Here is an 18,029-nt window from a genome sequence, read left to right on the forward strand (position 1 = left end):
CAAGTCCGATCAGCCAATTCCTTTGTAAATTTGCGTCATCTTCCCCCGGCCGATAAACTCCTGCCATTCCCTGAAAAATGAGCCTTTACTGTGAAACTGTCTCCGGTTGAACATGCCCAACTGAGCTGGAATGAACAGGGTACACCTGTTTCCCGAGCCTTCGGCGACGTCTACTTTTCCAACGACAATGGCCTGGAAGAGACGCGCTACGTGTTTCTGGGTGGCAATGATTTCCCCCAACGATTTCACCACCACCCACGCGACCTGCTGATTGTGGCCGAGAGCGGCTTCGGCACCGGCCTTAACTTTCTTACGCTCTGGCAGGCGTTTGACCAGTTCCAGCGTCATCATCCCGATGCGGCGCTGAAGCGCCTGCATTTCATCAGCTTTGAAAAATTTCCGTTGACCCAGGCCGATCTGATGGCGGCCCATCAGCACTGGCCTGAACTTGCGCCCTGGGCCGACCAACTCCAGCGTCAGTGGCCACAGGCCCTGCCCGGCTGCCAGCGGCTGTTATTCGATGCCGGCCGCATCACGCTGGATCTGTGGTTAGGCGATATTAATGCGCTAATTAATAATTTTGATGACAGTCTGCATCGTCAGGTCGACGCGTGGTTTTTAGATGGCTTTGCGCCGTCGAAAAATCCCGATATGTGGACGCCGGAACTGTTTCAGTCGATGGCGGCGCTGGCCCGGCCTGGGGGCACATTTGCCACCTTTACGGCCGCCGGTTTCGTGCGTCGTGGCTTGCAGGAAGCGGGCTTTGCGGTCACGCGCCGTAAAGGATTTGGTCCAAAACGGGAAATGCTGTGCGGCTCGCTTGAACGGGCACCAGCACAGTGCCCGCGCCAACCCTGGTATGCCCGGCCTGCGCCGTCTGAAAAAGAGGTTGCTCTGGTGGGCGGCGGTATCGCCAGTGCGACGCTGGCCCTGGCTTTACTGCGCCGCGGCTGGCGCGTTACGCTGTATTGCGCCGACGAAGCCCCCGCGCTGGGCGCATCCAGCAATCGTCAGGGCGCACTGTACCCTTTGCTTAATCAGCACGATCCGGCGCTTGCCACCTTTTTCCCCGCCGCCTTCACGTTTGCCCGTCGCCTGTATGACGCGCTGGATCTGCCGTTCGAACACGACTGGAGCGGCGTCCTGCAGCTCGGCTGGGACGATAAAAGTGCCAGCAAGATTGAACAGATGCTGGCGATGGGATTACCTGAAGAGATTGCCCATGGCGTGACGCAACAGGAAGCCGAGGCGCTGGCGAAGGTTGCGCTGCACTGCGGCGGCATCTATTACCCGATGGGCGGCTGGTTAGCCCCGGCCGAACTGACCTCTTCCCTGCTGTCCAGGGGCGAGCAACTGGGATTGCGTGTACACTGGCTGCATCGCGTCACCGCGCTCGGTCAGAATGCGCAGGGCTGGACGTTAACCTTTAGCGAGCAGCCCGATGTGCATCACGCTGCCGTGGTGTTGGCGAACGGGCATCACCTCACCGACCTGCCCCAGACCGACGCGCTGCCCGTGTATCCGGTGGCCGGTCAGGTCAGCCATGTTCCCGTATCGCCTGCGCTGTCGGCGCTCAGGACAGTGCTCTGCTACGATGGCTATCTCACGCCCGCCAGTCCCCAGTTTGCGACGCACTGTATCGGGGCCAGCTATCACCGGGGCGAGACCTCCACCGCCTTTCGTGAAGCGGATCAGCAGGAGAATCACCGCCGCCTGCAGCATTGCCTGCCGCACAGCGACTGGGTTAATGCGGTGGATGTCAGTCAGAACGCAGCGCGCAGCGGCGTACGTTGTGCCACACGGGATCACTTACCGATGGTGGGCTGTGCGCCGGATTACGCAGCGACGCTTGCGCTTTATGGCGATCTGGCGCAGCAGAATGCCCGCGGAGCGGCGATCCCAGCGGCGCCGTACTTTCCCGGCCTTTATCTGTTCGGCGCACTTGGCTCGCGCGGGCTGTGCAGCGCACCGCTGGCGGCAGAAGTCCTGGCGGCACAGCTGAGCGGCGAACCTCAGCCGCTGGATGCCAGCACGCTGGCGGCGCTGAATCCTAATCGTTACTGGGTCAGAAAGCTGCTGAAGGGCAAAAAAGCGGGGAAATAGCACCAGGGCGGCATGCCGCCCTGCTCACTCAGGCAGTCTGCTGACTCGCCTGTAAAAACAGATTATCCCACATGCCAATGACCAGCGCCTGATCCCGTGGCGATAACTCTCCGGCGGCAATGGCATTTTGCAGGCTGCGGGTAACCTGAATCTGCAGCGCCTGCGGCGTGTGGTCATCCAGTTGCTCCACTTCCGCGACTGCCAGGGTTAAATGGCCACGCAGATAACCGCTGGCAAACAGCTCATCGTCACTGGCGTGCTCAACCATATCGTCAATCAGGGCCAGAATACGCGCTTCAAATTCTGCGATCATCTCAATTCCTCTGTTAAATAATCCCTTCTGCATTACACATCTTCCGGCCATGGAAACTGTGATGCGGTCAGAGAAGGCCTGCCATAAAATTCAGCCAGGGCTGAAATAAAGCGTGCGGGTCGGGCAGGAATGCCCGACGCCAGGTAGCTCATGACCTGGGCATGAACTTTACGCTGAAAAGCAATGCGATCGGGCTCACAATCGCCATCGAGATTGTCACAACTGACATTGAAGGGAAAGCCTGCGGCAACGCAAAACATCCACTCCAGGGCCTGCGGCTTCACCTCAACCGATTCAAACTGGCTTTGCGTTTGCGCATCCCGCCCGTCCGGGCAATACCAGTAGCCAAAATCGACTAACTTGCGCCGGGCTTCACCGGCAATGCACCAGTGCGAAATTTCATGCAGCGCACTCGCGTAAAAACCATGGGCGAACACCACCCGGTTCCATGGTGATTCGCTGTCTGCAGGAAGATAAATCGGTTCATCATCGCCTTTAATTAGACGGGTCTGAAAGTCTTCGCTAAAGCAGCGGTCAAACAGCGTAATGAGCTGCGGGTAGTCATGTGTTGTCATTCAATGTTCACGTAAAGTATTACAGATTCAGCGCCGTCAGCCAGGCCAGAACCTCACTGCCGTGGCTGTCCCAGAGCAATTTCATGCTCATGACCGCCGAAACGATCACCACCATCGGACGAATCAGCTTTTGCCCACGCGCCAGAACCAGCCTTGCGCCCAGTCGTGCGCCACAGACCGCGCCCAGCATCATGATCAGGCCGGTGCCCCACACCACTTTCCCGCCAAAGATAAAGAACAGCAGGCTACCAAAATTTGAGGTGAAGTTAAGCAGTTTGGCATGCGCAGTCGCTTTCGCCAGGTTAAAGCCACACAGCGTCACAAAGCCCAGCGCATAAAACGAGCCAGCTCCCGGGCCAAAAAAACCATCATAAAAACCGATACAGCCACCGCCGATAAGGGCAAAAGGCAGCCCCCTGAGACGATGCACCCGGTCTTCCTCGCCAATGCGCGGCATTAACAAAAACCACATACCGATGGCGATCAGCAGCAGCGGCAGGATTTGCCGCAGGAAATCGGCCTGAAGATGCTGAATCAGCACCGCGCCGCCTACCGCGCCCAGAAAGGTCATGGCGATATTCAGCCGTTGCTCACGCAACGTAATGGCTCCCCGCCGTACAAAATACAGGCTGGCAGAGAAAGAGCCGCCGACCGACTGGAGTTTGTTGGTCGCCAGCGCCTGCGCCGGCGACAGCCCTGCCGCCAGAAGAGAAGGAAGCGTGAGCAGGCCACCGCCGCCCGCAATCGAATCAATAAATCCAGCCAGTAGCGCAATAAAAAACAGCAGGACAACCGCCAGCGGGCTGGCAATGAACCACTCCATGGGAACCCTTACAGTAAATGTTTATCCAGCAGCGCCTGACAGGCAGGCGGCAGCGGCGGGGGTTCACGCTTCACAGGCGCAGAACCCGGCTGCTTTGGCAGGAACCAGCTCTGCAACTCTGCCCCGCAGCCATCCCCGGGAGGCGGGGGAGCCTGCTCCTCACAATCCGGGCTGCCCTGTGGACAGCGCAAACGGACGTGCATATGGGCGCGGTGCGCGAACCAGGGCCGTACTTTATGTAACCAGCTTCGATCTGTACCCGCTTCCGCGCAAAGCTGCTTTTTAATCGCCGGATTGACGAAGATGCGCGTGACATCTTCATCTTTCGCCGCCAGTTTAATCAGACTGGCGATTTCAGGCTGCCAGTGACGCGCAACGACGTTCCTGCCATCGGCGGCCACCAGATCCAGCGGCTGAGGTTTCAGTAACTGCTGTGCGCTCCAGCGGGTTTTCGGCAGTTGTAGCCAGATATCCACGTCGAGTCCGGTCTGGTGGCTGGCATGGCCGCTGCTGAAGCGTCCGCCGGCAGCCATGCCCATATCGCCAATCAGCACATTGCCCAGTTGCAGATTGTGCGCCTGCATGGCCAGGCGCTGGATAAACAGAATCAGGTCGGGATGACCGAAATAGCGGCGCTGATCCTGACGCATGACCTGATAATCCGGTGAGTTAAGCGGCAGAGCCTGCGCGCCGACAATACAGCCGTTGGCAAAGCCGCCAATCGCATTCGGTGCACCCGCGACAGGGTGCTGAATACGCTGCCACGGCGTCGCCGCCAGGCTTGCCGCGCTGAGTAACAGCGCGCTGAGCATCAGCATCACTTTCATCAGGTTACCAACGTGGGACGGTGGAATTGACATCGCCACACTGCGCACGCTGGCGCAGCAGATGGTCCATCAGCACAATTGCCATCATGGCTTCGGCAATCGGCACCGCACGAATGCCCACGCAGGGATCGTGACGGCCTTTCGTGATCATCTCCACTTCTTCCCCGTCGCGGGTGATGGTTTTGCCTGGCACGGTAATGCTGGAGGTCGGCTTCATCGCCAGATTGGCGCTGATAGTCTGACCGCTGCTGATACCGCCGAGAATGCCGCCTGCGTGGTTACTCTGAAAACCGTTAGCCCGAATTTCATCGCGATGCTGACTGCCGCGCTGATTCACCACGGCAAAGCCGTCGCCAATTTCAACGCCCTTCACGGCGTTAATGCTCATCAGCGCATGCGCGAGATCCGCATCCAGGCGATCAAAGACCGGTTCGCCCAGGCCCGGCGGAACATTTTCCGCCATGACCGTGACTTTGGCACCGACAGAATCGCCCTCTTTTTTCAGCGCGCGCATCAGTTCATCCAGCGCCTCAAGCTTATCGGCGTCCGGGCAGAAGAACGGATTCTCTTCAACGATGGTCCAGTCTTTAAGTTCACAGGCCACGTCGCCGATCTGCGCCAGATAGCCCCGCACCACGATCCCGTGCTGCATGTGCAGGTATTTTTTGGCGATGGCGCCCGCCGCCACGCGCATCGCCGTCTCACGTGCCGATGAACGGCCACCGCCGCGATAGTCGCGCGTACCGTATTTTTGTTCGTAGGTGTAATCCGCATGGCCGGGTCGGAACAGATCTTTAATGGCGCCGTAATCCTGCGAACGTTGATCGGTGTTCTCAATCAGCAAGCCAATCGAGGTCCCTGTGGTGACACCTTCAAACACACCTGACAGAATTTTGACCTGATCCGGTTCACGGCGCTGCGTCGTATAACGCGAAGTGCCCGGACGGCGGCGGTCCAGATCGTGCTGGATATCGGCTTCGGTCAACGGAATGCCGGGCGGCACGCCATCAACAATACATCCCAGAGCAATGCCGTGAGATTCGCCAAAGGTGGTGACGCGAAAGAACTGTCCGATGCTGTTTCCGGCCATTGAGATTCCTTGTTACGGTTTGACGGGCGAACGCTCGCCCCTCTTTTTAGTCTTTATAGAATGAGAAATGGTGCTGTGCATCAACGATTTGCTGACGGGTGAGCATAAAGACACCGTCACCACCGTTGTTAAATTCCAGCCAGGTGAAAGGCACATCGGGATACTGCTCCATCATGTGCACCATACTGTTGCCGACTTCGCAAATCAGCACGCCGTTTTCGCTCAGGTAACCCGGCGCACAGGCCAGAATACGGCGGACCAGCTTCAGGCCATCGCTTCCGGCCGCCAGACCCAGCTCAGGCTCATGGTGGTATTCGCCCGGCAGATCGTCCATATCTTCGGCATCCACATAGGGCGGATTGGTCACGATCAGATCGTATTGCACAGGCGGCAATTCGCGGAACAGATCGGCGCGAATCGGCGTGACATGGTGGATCAAACCATGCTCTTCGATATTTTGTTCCGCCACTGCCAGCGCATCGTGGGAGATATCCACCGCGTCAACTTCGGCGTCCGGGAAGGCGTAAGCACAGGCGATGGCAATACAGCCGCTTCCGGTGCACATGTCCAGAATATGACGCGGCTTTTCAGGAATTAAGCCGGCAAAACGGTTTTCAATCAGCTCCCCAATCGGCGAACGGGGAACCAGAACGCGTTCATCGACATAGAATTCATGGCCGCAGAACCAGGCTTTATTAGTCAGATAGGCAACCGGGATGCGTTCGTTAACGCGACGAATGACGCGTTCGACAATGCGATGACGTTCACTGGCGGTCAGGCGGGCATTGCGCATGTCTTCCGGAATATCAAGCGGTAACCAAAGCGTGGGCAGAACCAGCTGGACGGCTTCGTCCCAGGGATTATCTGTGCCGTGTCCGTACCAGATGCCAGCCGCGGTAAAGCGGCTGACCGACCAGCGCAGCATATCCTGAATGGTGTGCAGTTCGTTCACTGCCTCATCAACGAAAATTTTGTCCACATAGCCCTCCGCAGGCCTTTAACTAAATCGGCCGATAGTTTGCCACGAAGCCGAGCAGAATTCAGCGCAGCAAGGTGAAAAAGCTGACAATTAATGACAGTAAACGGTAAGGTAATGGCTTCTGCTGTTAATCAGCCACCTCAGACATGATTCACGACCCATGCGTAAAAAACCGACCCTGAGCCAGGATGATCAAGCGCTGTTCCGTCAGTTAATGACCGGCACGCGAGAACTGAAACAAGATACTATCGTGCATAAGCCGGTGGTCAAAACCCGCGACGTGCCGGTTAAACGCCTGCTGTCTGAGCAAGCGGACAACAGCCATTATTTTTCCGATGAGTTCCAGCCGCTGCTGTCCACAGAAGGGGCGACGCGCTATGTCCGTGCGGACGTGAGCCATTTCGAGCTGAAAAAGCTGCGTCGGGGCGATTACACGCCAGAAATTTTTCTCGATCTGCATGGACTCACACAAATGCAGGCTAAACAGGAACTGGGCGCGTTGATTGCCGCCTGCCGTCGCGAACACCTTTTTTGTGCCAGCGTGATGACCGGACATGGTAAACATATTTTAAAGCAACAAACGCCGCTGTGGCTGGCTCAGCATCCCTGGGTAATGGCGTTTCATCAGGCACCCAAAATGTTTGGTGGCGACGCCGCGCTGCTGGTCCTGATTGAAGTCGAAGAGTGGCAACCGCCAGAGCTGCCTTGATATTCCTGCCCTGAGACGTCTTTTCCACCCCGCCGTTTCGCCCCGTTTCTTCCCCCCTTTGCCGGGGGAAACCGGTTTAACCGACACCCGCTTTCTTTCACTTTTGCGCCTGTTTTTGGTCCTCTGTTCTGCCCGTTTTTGTTCAGACTGACGCAGACTATTTGCTTATGTAATTATTTATACTGAATACAATTTACTCGCTGCCGATAACGTCTAAGCATTTAGGCACATTACGTTTGATTATTTCGGCACATTGACCAAGGGAACTTTTTGAATGAGCAGGTTAAGTCATTTTTTTGAGAATTTGAAAGTGGGCAAAAAGCTGATGCTCGGTTTTGGACTGATTTTACTTTTGAGTCTGGCCGTAGCGATATGCGGGATTAAAAATCTGAACGACATCAGCGTCCGGGCCGAAAAGCTCAGGGAGCTGAAAAGCGTTAATGACCGGTTTTCACAGGCCAAAGATGCCCGACTGCAGTTCGTGAAAACGCATGATGAAAAATTCATCGACGTTAACGAAAATCTGCTGAAAGAGGTGGATCAGAATCTGAAAAACCTGGGCGTTTTTCACTGGGATGACAGTCAGCAGGCGATGATTACGGCGATGCCGTCCGCTATTGCCACTTACCGGCAGAAACGCGCCGATACGGTACAGGCTGTCCGTAACGGGGCACAGGCGCTTCAGAACCTGTCCGTGGCAGACGAGATGCGGGCTATCAGCCAACTGGCAGCAAGCAACAGCAGTGACCCGCAGACGAGCGCGGCGTTACAGGAAATCAATAAACACCTGGGCGGCGTGGCGGTACGTGTCAAACTCTTTGGCCTTGAGCACAAAGAAGAAGATCGCAACGCCCTGAGCAACTTCCTGTCGGAAACCGTGCAGCTGATGGCTCAGGTCAAACCGCGCCTTAACGCCGCAGACAGTGCTGCGCTTGAAAAAGTCAGCGCACAGCTTGAGACCAAACAGGGCGATATCAATGCGCTGATGGCGTCGGTGGCGGCTGGTGACGCAGCCACTGTGCAACTGGCGGCTGCGGGCAAAATCCTGACCGACATGAGCAACGCCTTGTTTACCCAACAGTTAGATGCGACCAATCACGACGCGAATCAGGCCGTCTGGCTGATGACGGTGATTATCATCGCCGCTATCGTAGCAGGCATTCTTATCGCCCTGTTTATTACCCGCCAGTTGACGCGTCCTCTCGCTGAACTGCTGCACGTCGCTAATCAGATGGCGCGTGGCAACCTCAGCACCGTGCTGAAATCGTCCCGTCGGGATGAGCTGGGCGAACTGATGCATGCAGTCGGTGAAATGAGCGATGAGCTGCGTCGCATTATCAGCGGTATCCGCAGTGGCGTGACCAGCGTCAGTCAGGCTTCAGCGGAGATTGCCTCCGGCAATAATGATCTGTCAGCCCGCACAGAAAGCCAGGCCGCCGCCCTTGCGCAGACCGCAGCCAGCATGGAGCAACTGACCGCAACGGTTAAGCAGAACGCAGACAACATTCATCATTCCAGTCGACTGGCGCAGCAAACCTTCGACACCGCCAGCCGCGGTGGGCAGCTGGTTACGGATGTGGTCAGCACCATGAATGAGATCACCACCAGCTCTGGCAAAATCTCAGAAATCACCTCCGTGATAAACAGTATCGCGTTTCAGACTAATATCCTGGCACTCAATGCCGCCGTAGAAGCGGCACGGGCCGGAGAACAAGGTCGGGGCTTTGCCGTGGTAGCCAGCGAAGTGCGTAATCTGGCACAACGCAGTGCGCAGGCGGCGAAGGAGATTGAAGCGCTGATTCATGATTCTGTGGCGCGTATTAATGCCGGTTCGCAACTGGTGAGTCAGACGGGGAACACCATGGGGGAGATCGTCAACTCGGTCAGTAACGTGACGGATCTGTTGAACGAAATTTCTCATGCGTCGGAAGAGCAGAATCGCGGCATTGCGCAGGTAGGCGTCGCGATTGTTGAGATGGATAACGTGACGCAGCAGAACGCCGCGCTGGTGGAGCAGTCGTCCGCTGCCGCCAGTGCGCTGCACGATCAGGCGCAAACGCTGGCAGGATCGGTGTCGCGTTTTGTGATTGCGTAACGTATGGAAAGAAAACGGGTGAAGTGAGTCAAACGTTTTCAGTGTCGGGCCAGAGGATGGCCCGACAGCGTTTACATCGCTTTTGCCAGTTTTTTAGGACTGGCCTGCCAGAGCAGCTTGCCCTGGCTTTCCGCCGGGTCAAAATCCACGCAGGCAATGGCCGAAGTAGCGAACATCGGTGGCGTTTCCTGAGGGCACAGCTCCGACACCAGATAACCGACCAGCGGCAGGTGAGAGATCACCAGCACCGATTTCACTCCTTCGTTTGCCAGCGTCTGCAAATAGCAGCCCACCAGCCCCGGATCGCCACCAGGCGTTAACTCCGGCAGGATATCCGCCCCGTCTGGTAAGGGCAGCGCCTCACGAACTGTCGCGAGCGTTTGTTGCGCACGCAGATAAGGGCTGACCAGGACACGTTCAATGTCAACAGCCTGATCTTTTAACCAGTTCGCCATCTGGCGTGATTCATCACATCCACAAAGCGTTAAGGGCCGGACTGAATCACTGGCAGCGTCGAGCGCCGCATCGCCGTGACGCATGATAAAAACTTGCATAAAGCACCGCTGTTGTTTGTCGACATCGCCTGACACCTTCGCGTCAGGCGCTTCATTCTGCGAATGAACGTCGTGTTTTACCCTAATGGCTTCAGTATAGTCAACCGGTTGTTTATTAAATAAGCACCTGCCCGATTACGGCGTCGCATCATGATGGTGCGACACACGACTAACCCCCTGAATCAGGATGGATATTCATATTTATGAAGAAGTGTAAAACTTTGTCTGCTGTTGCGCTGCCCGCTGCAATCTTTCACAGGGTGCAAAGCGGTCACCATATTGCTGCTCAAGCCGCGTTAATCTGTTGACGATTTCCCCAGCACCAAGGCGATCAATATAGTGAAATGGCCCGCCCAGAAACGGGGGAAAGCCAATACCAAACACCGCACCAATATCACCGTCACGGGGCGAGCGGATAACCTGCTCATCCAGACAGCGCACCGCCTCATTTAACATCATCATCACGCAGCGCTCTGCGATGTGTGCCCCACTCTGCACGCTTGCGGGTTTAATCTGCAATACGTCGTACACGGTGGGATCCGGCTTTTTACGTTGCAAACGTGACGATCCATACAGATAGAACCCCTTATGATTTTTTCGCCCTTTGCGTCCGTCGTTGATCACGGCCGCCAGAGCAGGCGGTGCCGCAAACCGTTCACCGTAAGCCTGCTGCAACCCGGGCGAGATTTTACTGCCGACATCGATGCCCACCTCATCCAGCAGTTGAACCGGCCCAACCGGAAAGCCAAACGTCACCAGTGCGCGGTCAATATGTTCAACAGGTTCGCCCTCCAGCAGACAGCGCATCGCTTCGTTGATGTAGGGCGTCAGAATACGGTTGACGTAAAAGCCCGGTCTGTCAGCGACCACAATCGGCGTTTTGCCCTGTTTACGTGCCAGCGTGACGGTGCTGGCGAGCGTTTCAGGCGAGGTCGCCGCATGCGGGATAACTTCAACCAGCGGCATTTTCTCCACCGGACTGAAGTAGTGCAGGCCAATAATATTCTCAGGACGCGCGGCCTTCGCCGCAATGTCGGCAATCGGGAGGGAAGAGGTATTGGACGCAAAAATCGTCTGGGGCTGACAGTGCGTTTCCACCTCTGCCACCATTTGCTGTTTCAGCGCCAGATCTTCAAACACCGCCTCGATGACGATGTCACGTTGGGTAAACCCCTGATAGTCGGTACCGCCGCTGATGCGCGCCATCTGCTGCTGGCGCTGCGCCGGGGTGAGCTGACGACGCTGCACTTTTTTACTCAGCAGCGCCCAACTGGTCTGCAGCGCATGATTAATGCCGTTCAGGCTGATGTCTTTGATGCGCACGGGCAGACCGGCATGAATGGCGCTGACGCAGGCAATGCCGCCGCCCATCAACCCGCCGCCCAGCACACCAACACGTTCGACTGGCCGGGGCTGCGCCTCAGTTCCGTTCTCTTTTTTCAGCGCGGTGGAGGCAAAAAACAGGCTGCGTAGCGCCGCCGATTCCGGCGTCATGGCCAGCTCGCCAAAGGCGCGCGCCTCGGCGGCATAACCTGCCTGACTGCTTTGCTCAAGCCCAATGCGCACCACATCGATGATACGTTGCGCGGCCGGATAGTTCCCCTGGGTTTTGCGTTCCGTTTCCCGCCTGACCAGCGCAAACAAGGCCTGGCGGGCGATCGGCCCCTGCAGCAGACGGTCGCGCAGCGGAAGCGGTGCGCGGCGGCGTTTGCCTTTTTTAACGCTTTCGATAGCGGTATCCAGCAGGATCGCCTGCGGCACCGCGTCATCGACAATCCCCAGTTTTTTCGCCTGTTTCGCGCGCAGGCTTTTCCCCGTCAGGATGAGAGGTAAAGCCTTTTGCACGCCAATCAGATGCGGCAGACGCTGCGTGCCACCCGAACCGGGCAGTAATCCCAGTTGCACTTCCGGCAGTCCCAGACGGGTTTTATCATCCAGCGTACAGATGCGTGAATGACAGGCCAGCGCCAGCTCAAGACCGCCGCCTAAGCAGGCCCCGTGAATGGCGGCCACCACGGGAAACGGCAAGGCGGCAATCGCGGCCATTACCTCCTGCCCTTGCCTTGCCAGAGCTTCGGCTTCATCCGCACGCTGACAGCGATCAATCATGCTGATATCGGCACCTGCTACAAAGTTGTCAGGCTTGCCGGAAATCAGTACCAGCCCGAGCAGCTGCGGATGCTGGCGTGCCTCGCTAATCAGGCTGGCAATCTGGACCGCAAATTCCGCCTTCAGCGTATTCATTTTTTCATTGGGCACATCAATGGTGATCACGCCAACATGATCGTCCCGCATCTGCAAAGTAAACGCGCGCTGTTCCATTATTCGGCCTCCAGAACCATGGCTGCACCTAATCCTCCGGCGGCACAGGCCGTGACCAGTCCCAGCCCGCCTCCGCGCCGACGCAATTCATTTAAGGTCTGCGTGATCATGCGCGCGCCGGTCGCCGCAAAAGGATGACCATAGGCGATGGAGCCGCCCAGGACGTTAAAACGTGCATCGTCGATTTCACCCAGCGCGTGCGAGCGGTTTAATACCTCGCGGGCAAAACGTTCGTCACGAAACAGCTTGATATTACTCAAGGTCTGCGCCGCGAACGCTTCATGCATATCAATAAGCGTCAGATCAGCCAGCGTGATGCCAGCACGATCAAGCGCCAGCGGCGAGGCGTAAGCGGGCCCAAGCAGCATGTCCTGCCAGACATCAATGGCGGTAAAGGCGTAGCTGCGCAGATAGCCCAGCGGCTGTAATCCCAGCGCTTTGGCCTGGCCTTCACGCATCAATATCACCGCCGCCGCCCCGTCCGTTAACGGCGTGCTGTTGGCTGCCGTTACCGTGCCGTGCTGGCGATCAAACGCCGGACGTAAACGGGCATAGTCAGCCGCTTTCGCATCCATTCGCACGTTATTATCCTGGTCTATGGGGGCCTTGAAGGGCGGGACGAAGGCGGCCATGACTTCCTGATTCAGCACGCCCGACTGCCAGGCCTGCGCTGCGCGCAGATGCGAACGCAGAGCCAGCGCATCCTGTTCTTCCCGGCTGATGCCGTGCGTTTTCGCCATCTGTTCTGCGGTATCGCCCATGCGTAATCCTGTGGAGTATTCGGCCACGGCAGGCGGCACCGGTAACAGATCGCCGGGACGCAGGCGGCGCAGAATCTGAAACTTTTGGGAAAGGCTTTTTGCTTTGTTCATATCCACCAGCGCACGAGCCAGCGTTTTACTGACGCCAATCGGCAGGACGGAAGAGGAATCCGCGCCGCCCGCAATACCGACCGAAATCGTGCCTGCCAGCAGGCTTTCCGTGACGTTAGCCACCGCCTGGAAGCTGGTCGCACAGGCTCGGCTGACGCTGTACGCATCGGTACTGACGCTGAGGCCACTGCTCAGCACAATTTCCCGCGCGATGTTGGGAGCCTCTGGCATCTGCACCACCTGACCAAACACCAGTTGCTCAATCATCCCGACCGGTAACTCACTCCGGGCCACCATTTCACTGACCACCATCCGGCCCAACTCTACGGCGGGAATGCCATGAAATCCTGCCGCCTGACGGAGAAAAGGCGTACGTAATCCATGAGTGATAGCGATGCGCTCGCCCGTACGCGTCAACAGTGACTGCGCTTTGCTCATTGTATCCACCTGTGCATCGTGACCGGGGCATCATTGCCAAAAGAGGTCTGACCTGATCCACAGTGTTAACCACAAGCGGCTACGCCGCCAACATCAGGAAGAGAAAAGTGAGATGAGAAACACGAAAATGACAAACGCCGCCGGGCAGCGGCGTTAAGCGGTTCAGCGTAAACCTAACTGAAAAATCAGGGTTTCTGCCTGACAGCTAAAAGTAAAAGCAACATCAAGCCGCACGCCGCCCGTCTCTTCTGTGAATCGCGCATCTATGACACAGGGATCGGACTCGACCTGACGCGCCCTTTCGCTCAGTTCAGCCAGTTTGCTGTCGGCTTCCGCGCGCTGGCCAAACCACGCTGACCAACTGGCGGTACAATCGGTGTTGTCCATTACGGTACCGACATCCACACAACAGCATGCCGCCGTTTCGGTCGCGCGACATTTTTTCAGAGCATCCGTCATGGTAATCTCCTGGTTTCACAACTAAAGGGAAAAGCCTTCGCTGCGAAAAATTCTACGCTGTGGATTTCTCCCCCGCTATGCACGCGACGCTAAGTGACGAATATCACAATATAATTTGATCTGAATCAGTTTTGCGCCTGCTGCCTGCCTCGTTTCCCGCAGAGAAGTGTTAAGCAGATCGAATTTTCATCTATCAAATTGGAAATAATTTAAAAACAATATTGCAACATGTGTACAGGTCGGACCTATACTCTCCGCACTGGTCTGATATGTCCGACCGTCATCAGTCCATACAATCCGCCGTTCCTTGTTACACGACGTCACAACGTTAAATAATAATTCACATGAGGTTGTGGTCATGAACCATAAAAACCTGTTCGCAAAGTCAGCCGTGGCAGCTGCGGTAGCGCTTATTTCCTCTAACGTTTACGCAGCCGGATTTCAGTTAAATGAATTTTCTTCCATTGGTTTAGGTCGTGCTTATTCAGGCGAAGGCGCAATGGGTGATACGGCGGCCTCAGCCAGCCGTAACCCGGCGACCATGGCGCTGATGGATCGCCCTGAATTTTCACTCGGTGCGGTTTATATCGATCCTCAAGTGGATATCAGCGGCCAGAGTCCAACAGGACGTAGCCTGGATGCGAAAAACATCGCGCCTAATCAGTGGGTCCCTGATCTGCACTATGTCCAGCCGATTAATGACCAATGGTGGGTAGGGGCCTCTGCCACCTCAAACTACGGTCTGGCGACAGAATTTAATAACGGTTATACCGCAGGCGGATTCGGCGGTAAAACAGACCTGACGACCGTGAATCTTAACCTCAGCACCGCCTACCGCCTGAATGAACACTTCAGCTTTGGTGTGGGTTTTGATGCCGTTTATGCTAAAGCGAAAATTGAGCGTTATGCCGGAGAGTCGTTCTCCGCGCTGGGCATTCCTGCGGATACCCAAATTACCCGACTAAAGGGGAATGAATGGGGTTACGGCTGGAACGCCGGTGTACTTTATGAAGTTGATGATAATAACCGTTTTGGTTTTACCTACCGCTCTGAAGTGAAAGTTGACTTTGATGGGGATTACAAAAGTAATCTTCCTGCGGCCATCAACGCATTTAACATCCCCGGCGCACCTTTTGGCACAAGCGGAAACACGATTCCGGGTTCATTAACCCTGAATCTGCCAGAAATGTGGGAAGTTTCAGGCTGGCATAAAGTCGCGCCACAATGGGCCGTTCACTATAGCCTGGCCTATACCAGCTGGAGCCAGTTCCAGGAGCTGAAAGCGACCGGTTCGAATGGTCAGACGCTGTTCTATAAAGATGAAGGCTTCCATGATGCCTACCGTATCGCCCTGGGTACCACTTACCAGTACGATAAAAACTGGACCTTCCGCAGCGGTATCGCCTTTGATGACAGCCCGGTTCCGGCTGACAAGCGTTCCATCTCCATCCCGGATCAGGATCGCTTGTGGCTGAGTGCGGGTGCCTCCTATGCATTTAATGACGATGCCTCCGTCGATGTCGGCGTCTCTTATATGCATGGTCAGAAAGTTACCATTCAGGAAGGCAATTACACCTTTAATTCCAGTGGTAAAGCCTGGCTGTACGGCGCGAGCTTCAACTACAAATTCTGATATGTTGACCGCAAAAAAAAGCGACACACTGTGTCGCTTTTTTTTGCTCCGCCTGGCGAGCCCTGACAGAACATTCGTATAAATCACTTCAGCCTGAAGCCGCCCTTTTCCGGGCGGCCTCACATTACTGAGAATCGATATCTTTGAGATCGTCCTGAATTGCCGCTGCGTTCGGATTATCTTCGGGCTTCAGCTTGCCACCACGCGCCAGGAAGTCATAGCGCTCAAAATAGGCGTTACGCATAAAGGCGTAAGGATCGCGCTGCTGTTTCAGGATGGCATCGGAGTCCAGCAGTTGCGCACGTGTTTCCACCCCTTCAAGTGCCCATTTACCCACGGACATCGGCCAGGTCAACCAGCCCAGCACCGGATAAAGCGTATCCACATAATCGCCGCCGTCCTGACGCACCGTAAAGCTGCCATAGCCAGGCAACTGCACGTAAGGACCGTAGCCCACGCCATAGTGCCCCAGCGTGGTACCGAAGCGTTGCGGCCCCTGGCGCGCCAGCTCAGGGTTCGCTTTGCCTGCAACGTCGATAAAGCCGCCCAGGCCCAGCACGGTATTCAGGAAGAAACGCGTGAAGTGAATACCGGCATTGCGCGGTTCACCGACCAGAATAGCGTTCACCATACTGGCGGGTTCGCTCAGGTTGCCCAGGAAGTTGCTCAGGCCAGCACGTGCCGGGACGGGCACATAGTCGCGCCAGGCCACAGCCACCGGACGCACCACATACGGGTCCAGCACATTGTAGTTAAAGTTAAACATTGTGCGGTTAAAGCCTTCAAACGGATCGCTACGCCCGGCTGGCGCATCGGTCTCCGGCTTTGAACTGGCACAACCCACCAGAAGCACACTGGCCAAGGCCAGGCTGGTCAGGCGGTGATCCATTTTTTTCTCCCTGTGCATATAAGTGATGTATACCCTGCCGCCTTTCTCGGGTAGATCAGCGCGTTAAGCAAGCATAGCTGATATCCACGGTGCGGTTTACAGATTCAGACAGAGCCAGAGAATATCGGTCTAAGGCTGCTGCGCATTAATCTCAACGGTCACATGCTGATGACCGTCCCAGGGCACGACGGCGCTGACACCGAACCAGTCACCCGGCTCAGGGTTCGCGCGGCCATTACGTGAAATCCTGACGCGAACCTGGATCTGTTTCTGCGCCGAAAGACGGCGCCCCTGCATCATGGCATTACTGTCATCCAGCGTCAGCGACACGGGAAAATGCCCGGCAGCAAGACGCTTCACGGCCACCGGCACGGGCGACATACCGTCAGTAACCGAAATATACATGACTCCGCCCGGCGGTAACATGTTTTCTGCCTGGGGAGAAAGCGTCACATCTACCGTCAACTGGCTCGCTTGTTGTCCGGCGTCCGTTCTGGCTTGCTCAATACTGCGCGCAATGTTGTCGCGCCGGGGATCGTCCGCCGGCAGCGCGTTCAGTAAGGTTTGCCAGGCCGCAATCGCCTGAGCATAGTGTTGCTGTTCAAAGGCAGCGTAAGCCAGCAGGCTCAGCGTCCGGGCATTGTGCGGATCCTGTTTACGCAGATCCTGCAACACAAGTTCTGCCTGACGGTTTTCCTGTGGATCGCCCGACCGGGCCAGAACCTCGGCGTAATCCTGTTTTAATACCTGATTATTCGGTGCCAACTGCAGCGCGTGCTCGAACGCCTGACGGGCGGTCGTCGCGTTATTCAGCACCATACCAAGACGGCCAAGCATTGCCCAGTCGCTAAGGTTATCAGGCTCGGTTTGCAGATGGCTGCGCAAACCGAGCTGTAAGCGTGAAAGCTGTTCCGGCGTCAGCGGCTTCGCGTGAGGATCCAGCACCTGCGCACGCAGCGCAGGGTACGCTTTCTGCACCTGCAGCCAGCCGCTGAACGGCACAAAACCGCCGGTGTTGAGATAGCACACCAGCGGCACGACCAGTAAGACAATAATGCCCGGTAACAATACCCAACGGCGACTGCTGCGCGACTGTGCATCCGGTGCGGGCGGAATATCACTCAACAGTGACTGCTGTAGCTCGCGCGCCATCACGTCCCGCTCGGCGATCACGCCCTGATCCTCATCCTGCGTCAGTTCGGCCAGCCGTTGGTGATAAAAATCTTTATTAAGGCTGTCACGCGTGACTATGTGGGACGCGCGCGGACGCCAGCCTGCGGCCAGGAACAGCACACAGGCCGCGAACAGCAGTACCACTATCGCGATTAAAAAGGCTGCCATTATGCTT

At 56.5% G+C, this 18,029-nt stretch carries 16 protein-coding genes; 4 read left to right on the top strand and 12 right to left on the bottom strand.

The annotated features are described in order from the left end of the window. The first annotated feature begins 90 nt into the window (after positions 1-90). The gene (mnmC, locus tag C1N64_RS17055) at positions 91-2,103 is read left to right on the top strand and encodes a bifunctional tRNA (5-methylaminomethyl-2-thiouridine)(34)-methyltransferase MnmD/FAD-dependent 5-carboxymethylaminomethyl-2-thiouridine(34) oxidoreductase MnmC (RefSeq protein ID WP_394515021.1); all 2,013 of its coding nucleotides are present in this window, start codon (positions 91-93) and stop codon (positions 2,101-2,103) included. A gap of 28 nt (positions 2,104-2,131) precedes the next feature. Here the strand turns inward: mnmC and C1N64_RS17060 are convergent, their stop codons facing one another. Genes C1N64_RS17060 through prmB form a run of 6 tightly spaced genes read right to left on the bottom strand, consistent with a single transcriptional unit; the run spans position 2,132 to position 6,710 of the window. Beyond that, positions 2,132-2,416 (bottom strand): YfcL family protein, encoded by a 285-nt coding sequence (locus C1N64_RS17060; protein ID WP_394515022.1) that lies wholly within the window; start codon positions 2,414-2,416, stop codon positions 2,132-2,134. A 32-nt stretch (positions 2,417-2,448) separates the two neighbouring features. Beyond that, the gene (locus tag C1N64_RS17065) at positions 2,449-2,991 is read right to left on the bottom strand and encodes an elongation factor P hydroxylase (RefSeq protein ID WP_039339723.1); all 543 of its coding nucleotides are present in this window, start codon (positions 2,989-2,991) and stop codon (positions 2,449-2,451) included. Between the two features lie 19 nt (positions 2,992-3,010). After that, complete coding sequence (locus C1N64_RS17070; protein WP_054687418.1) at positions 3,011-3,814, bottom strand: sulfite exporter TauE/SafE family protein; 804 nt, start codon at positions 3,812-3,814, stop codon at positions 3,011-3,013. An 8-nt stretch (positions 3,815-3,822) separates the two neighbouring features. After that, entirely contained in the window at positions 3,823-4,641 is an 819-nt protein-coding gene (mepA, locus tag C1N64_RS17075; RefSeq protein WP_172677645.1) for a penicillin-insensitive murein endopeptidase, read from the bottom strand. A 4-nt stretch (positions 4,642-4,645) separates the two neighbouring features. Continuing rightward, the gene (gene aroC, locus C1N64_RS17080; RefSeq protein ID WP_033740703.1) at positions 4,646-5,731 is read right to left on the bottom strand and encodes a chorismate synthase; all 1,086 of its coding nucleotides are present in this window, start codon (positions 5,729-5,731) and stop codon (positions 4,646-4,648) included. A gap of 46 nt (positions 5,732-5,777) precedes the next feature. Further along, positions 5,778-6,710 (bottom strand): 50S ribosomal protein L3 N(5)-glutamine methyltransferase, encoded by a 933-nt coding sequence (prmB, locus tag C1N64_RS17085; RefSeq protein WP_006120083.1) that lies wholly within the window; start codon positions 6,708-6,710, stop codon positions 5,778-5,780. A 160-nt stretch (positions 6,711-6,870) separates the two neighbouring features. Between prmB and smrB the strand changes: the two genes are divergently transcribed. Next, positions 6,871-7,419 carry an endonuclease SmrB gene (gene smrB / locus C1N64_RS17090; protein WP_039339724.1) on the top strand — a complete coding sequence of 183 codons (549 nt, stop codon included), beginning with the start codon at positions 6,871-6,873 and terminating at the stop codon, positions 7,417-7,419. A 274-nt stretch (positions 7,420-7,693) separates the two neighbouring features. After that, the gene (locus C1N64_RS17095) at positions 7,694-9,514 is read left to right on the top strand and encodes a methyl-accepting chemotaxis protein (RefSeq protein WP_394515023.1); all 1,821 of its coding nucleotides are present in this window, start codon (positions 7,694-7,696) and stop codon (positions 9,512-9,514) included. A gap of 71 nt (positions 9,515-9,585) precedes the next feature. Here C1N64_RS17095 and sixA read toward each other — a convergent pair whose 3' ends face one another. The 4 genes from sixA to C1N64_RS17115 form a co-directional block, all read right to left on the bottom strand. Beyond that, positions 9,586-10,068, bottom strand: a complete 483-nt coding sequence (gene sixA, locus C1N64_RS17100) for a phosphohistidine phosphatase SixA (protein WP_394515024.1) — start codon at positions 10,066-10,068, stop codon at positions 9,586-9,588. 201 nt (positions 10,069-10,269) lie between these two features. Continuing rightward, positions 10,270-12,390, bottom strand: a complete 2,121-nt coding sequence (gene fadJ / locus C1N64_RS17105) for a fatty acid oxidation complex subunit alpha FadJ (RefSeq protein ID WP_394515025.1) — start codon at positions 12,388-12,390, stop codon at positions 10,270-10,272. Beyond that, positions 12,390-13,700: an acetyl-CoA C-acyltransferase FadI gene (gene fadI, locus C1N64_RS17110; RefSeq protein ID WP_283786078.1), complete on the bottom strand. Its 1,311-nt coding sequence runs from the start codon at positions 13,698-13,700 to the stop codon at positions 12,390-12,392. Before fadI ends, fadJ begins: the two co-directional genes overlap by 1 nt. 162 nt (positions 13,701-13,862) lie before the next feature. Continuing rightward, positions 13,863-14,159, bottom strand: a complete 297-nt coding sequence (locus C1N64_RS17115) for a YfcZ/YiiS family protein (RefSeq protein ID WP_006120091.1) — start codon at positions 14,157-14,159, stop codon at positions 13,863-13,865. 358 nt (positions 14,160-14,517) lie between these two features. Between C1N64_RS17115 and fadL the strand changes: the two genes are divergently transcribed. Continuing rightward, the gene (gene fadL, locus C1N64_RS17120; protein WP_033740714.1) at positions 14,518-15,792 is read left to right on the top strand and encodes a long-chain fatty acid transporter FadL; all 1,275 of its coding nucleotides are present in this window, start codon (positions 14,518-14,520) and stop codon (positions 15,790-15,792) included. Between the two features lie 124 nt (positions 15,793-15,916). Here the strand turns inward: fadL and mlaA are convergent, their stop codons facing one another. Together mlaA and ccmI are read right to left on the bottom strand one after the other, a co-directional pair. Beyond that, positions 15,917-16,681 carry a phospholipid-binding lipoprotein MlaA gene (gene mlaA / locus C1N64_RS17125; protein WP_033740717.1) on the bottom strand — a complete coding sequence of 255 codons (765 nt, stop codon included), beginning with the start codon at positions 16,679-16,681 and terminating at the stop codon, positions 15,917-15,919. A gap of 129 nt (positions 16,682-16,810) precedes the next feature. Beyond that, entirely contained in the window at positions 16,811-18,022 is a 1,212-nt protein-coding gene (ccmI, locus tag C1N64_RS17130; RefSeq protein WP_367143814.1) for a c-type cytochrome biogenesis protein CcmI, read from the bottom strand. Positions 18,023-18,029: the final 7 nt, after the last annotated feature.

This window comes from Pantoea sp. SGAir0215 (genome assembly GCF_043543215.1).

Coding starts and splice junctions, on each gene's coding strand:
- C1N64_RS17060 (WP_394515022.1), bottom strand. CDS start 2,416: ATGATCGCAGAATTTGAAGCGCGTATTCTGGCCCTGATTGACGATATG.
- C1N64_RS17065 (WP_039339723.1), bottom strand. CDS start 2,991: ATGACAACACATGACTACCCGCAGCTCATTACGCTGTTTGACCGCTGC.
- C1N64_RS17070 (WP_054687418.1), bottom strand. CDS start 3,814: ATGGAGTGGTTCATTGCCAGCCCGCTGGCGGTTGTCCTGCTGTTTTTT.
- mepA (WP_172677645.1), bottom strand. CDS start 4,641: ATGAAAGTGATGCTGATGCTCAGCGCGCTGTTACTCAGCGCGGCAAGC.
- aroC (WP_033740703.1), bottom strand. CDS start 5,731: ATGGCCGGAAACAGCATCGGACAGTTCTTTCGCGTCACCACCTTTGGC.
- smrB (WP_039339724.1), top strand. CDS start 6,871: ATGCGTAAAAAACCGACCCTGAGCCAGGATGATCAAGCGCTGTTCCGT.
- C1N64_RS17095 (WP_394515023.1), top strand. CDS start 7,694: ATGAGCAGGTTAAGTCATTTTTTTGAGAATTTGAAAGTGGGCAAAAAG.
- sixA (WP_394515024.1), bottom strand. CDS start 10,068: ATGCAAGTTTTTATCATGCGTCACGGCGATGCGGCGCTCGACGCTGCC.
- fadJ (WP_394515025.1), bottom strand. CDS start 12,390: ATGGAACAGCGCGCGTTTACTTTGCAGATGCGGGACGATCATGTTGGC.
- fadI (WP_283786078.1), bottom strand. CDS start 13,700: ATGAGCAAAGCGCAGTCACTGTTGACGCGTACGGGCGAGCGCATCGCT.
- C1N64_RS17115 (WP_006120091.1), bottom strand. CDS start 14,159: ATGACGGATGCTCTGAAAAAATGTCGCGCGACCGAAACGGCGGCATGC.
- fadL (WP_033740714.1), top strand. CDS start 14,518: ATGAACCATAAAAACCTGTTCGCAAAGTCAGCCGTGGCAGCTGCGGTA.
- mlaA (WP_033740717.1), bottom strand. CDS start 16,681: ATGGATCACCGCCTGACCAGCCTGGCCTTGGCCAGTGTGCTTCTGGTG.
- ccmI (WP_367143814.1), bottom strand. CDS start 18,022: ATGGCAGCCTTTTTAATCGCGATAGTGGTACTGCTGTTCGCGGCCTGT.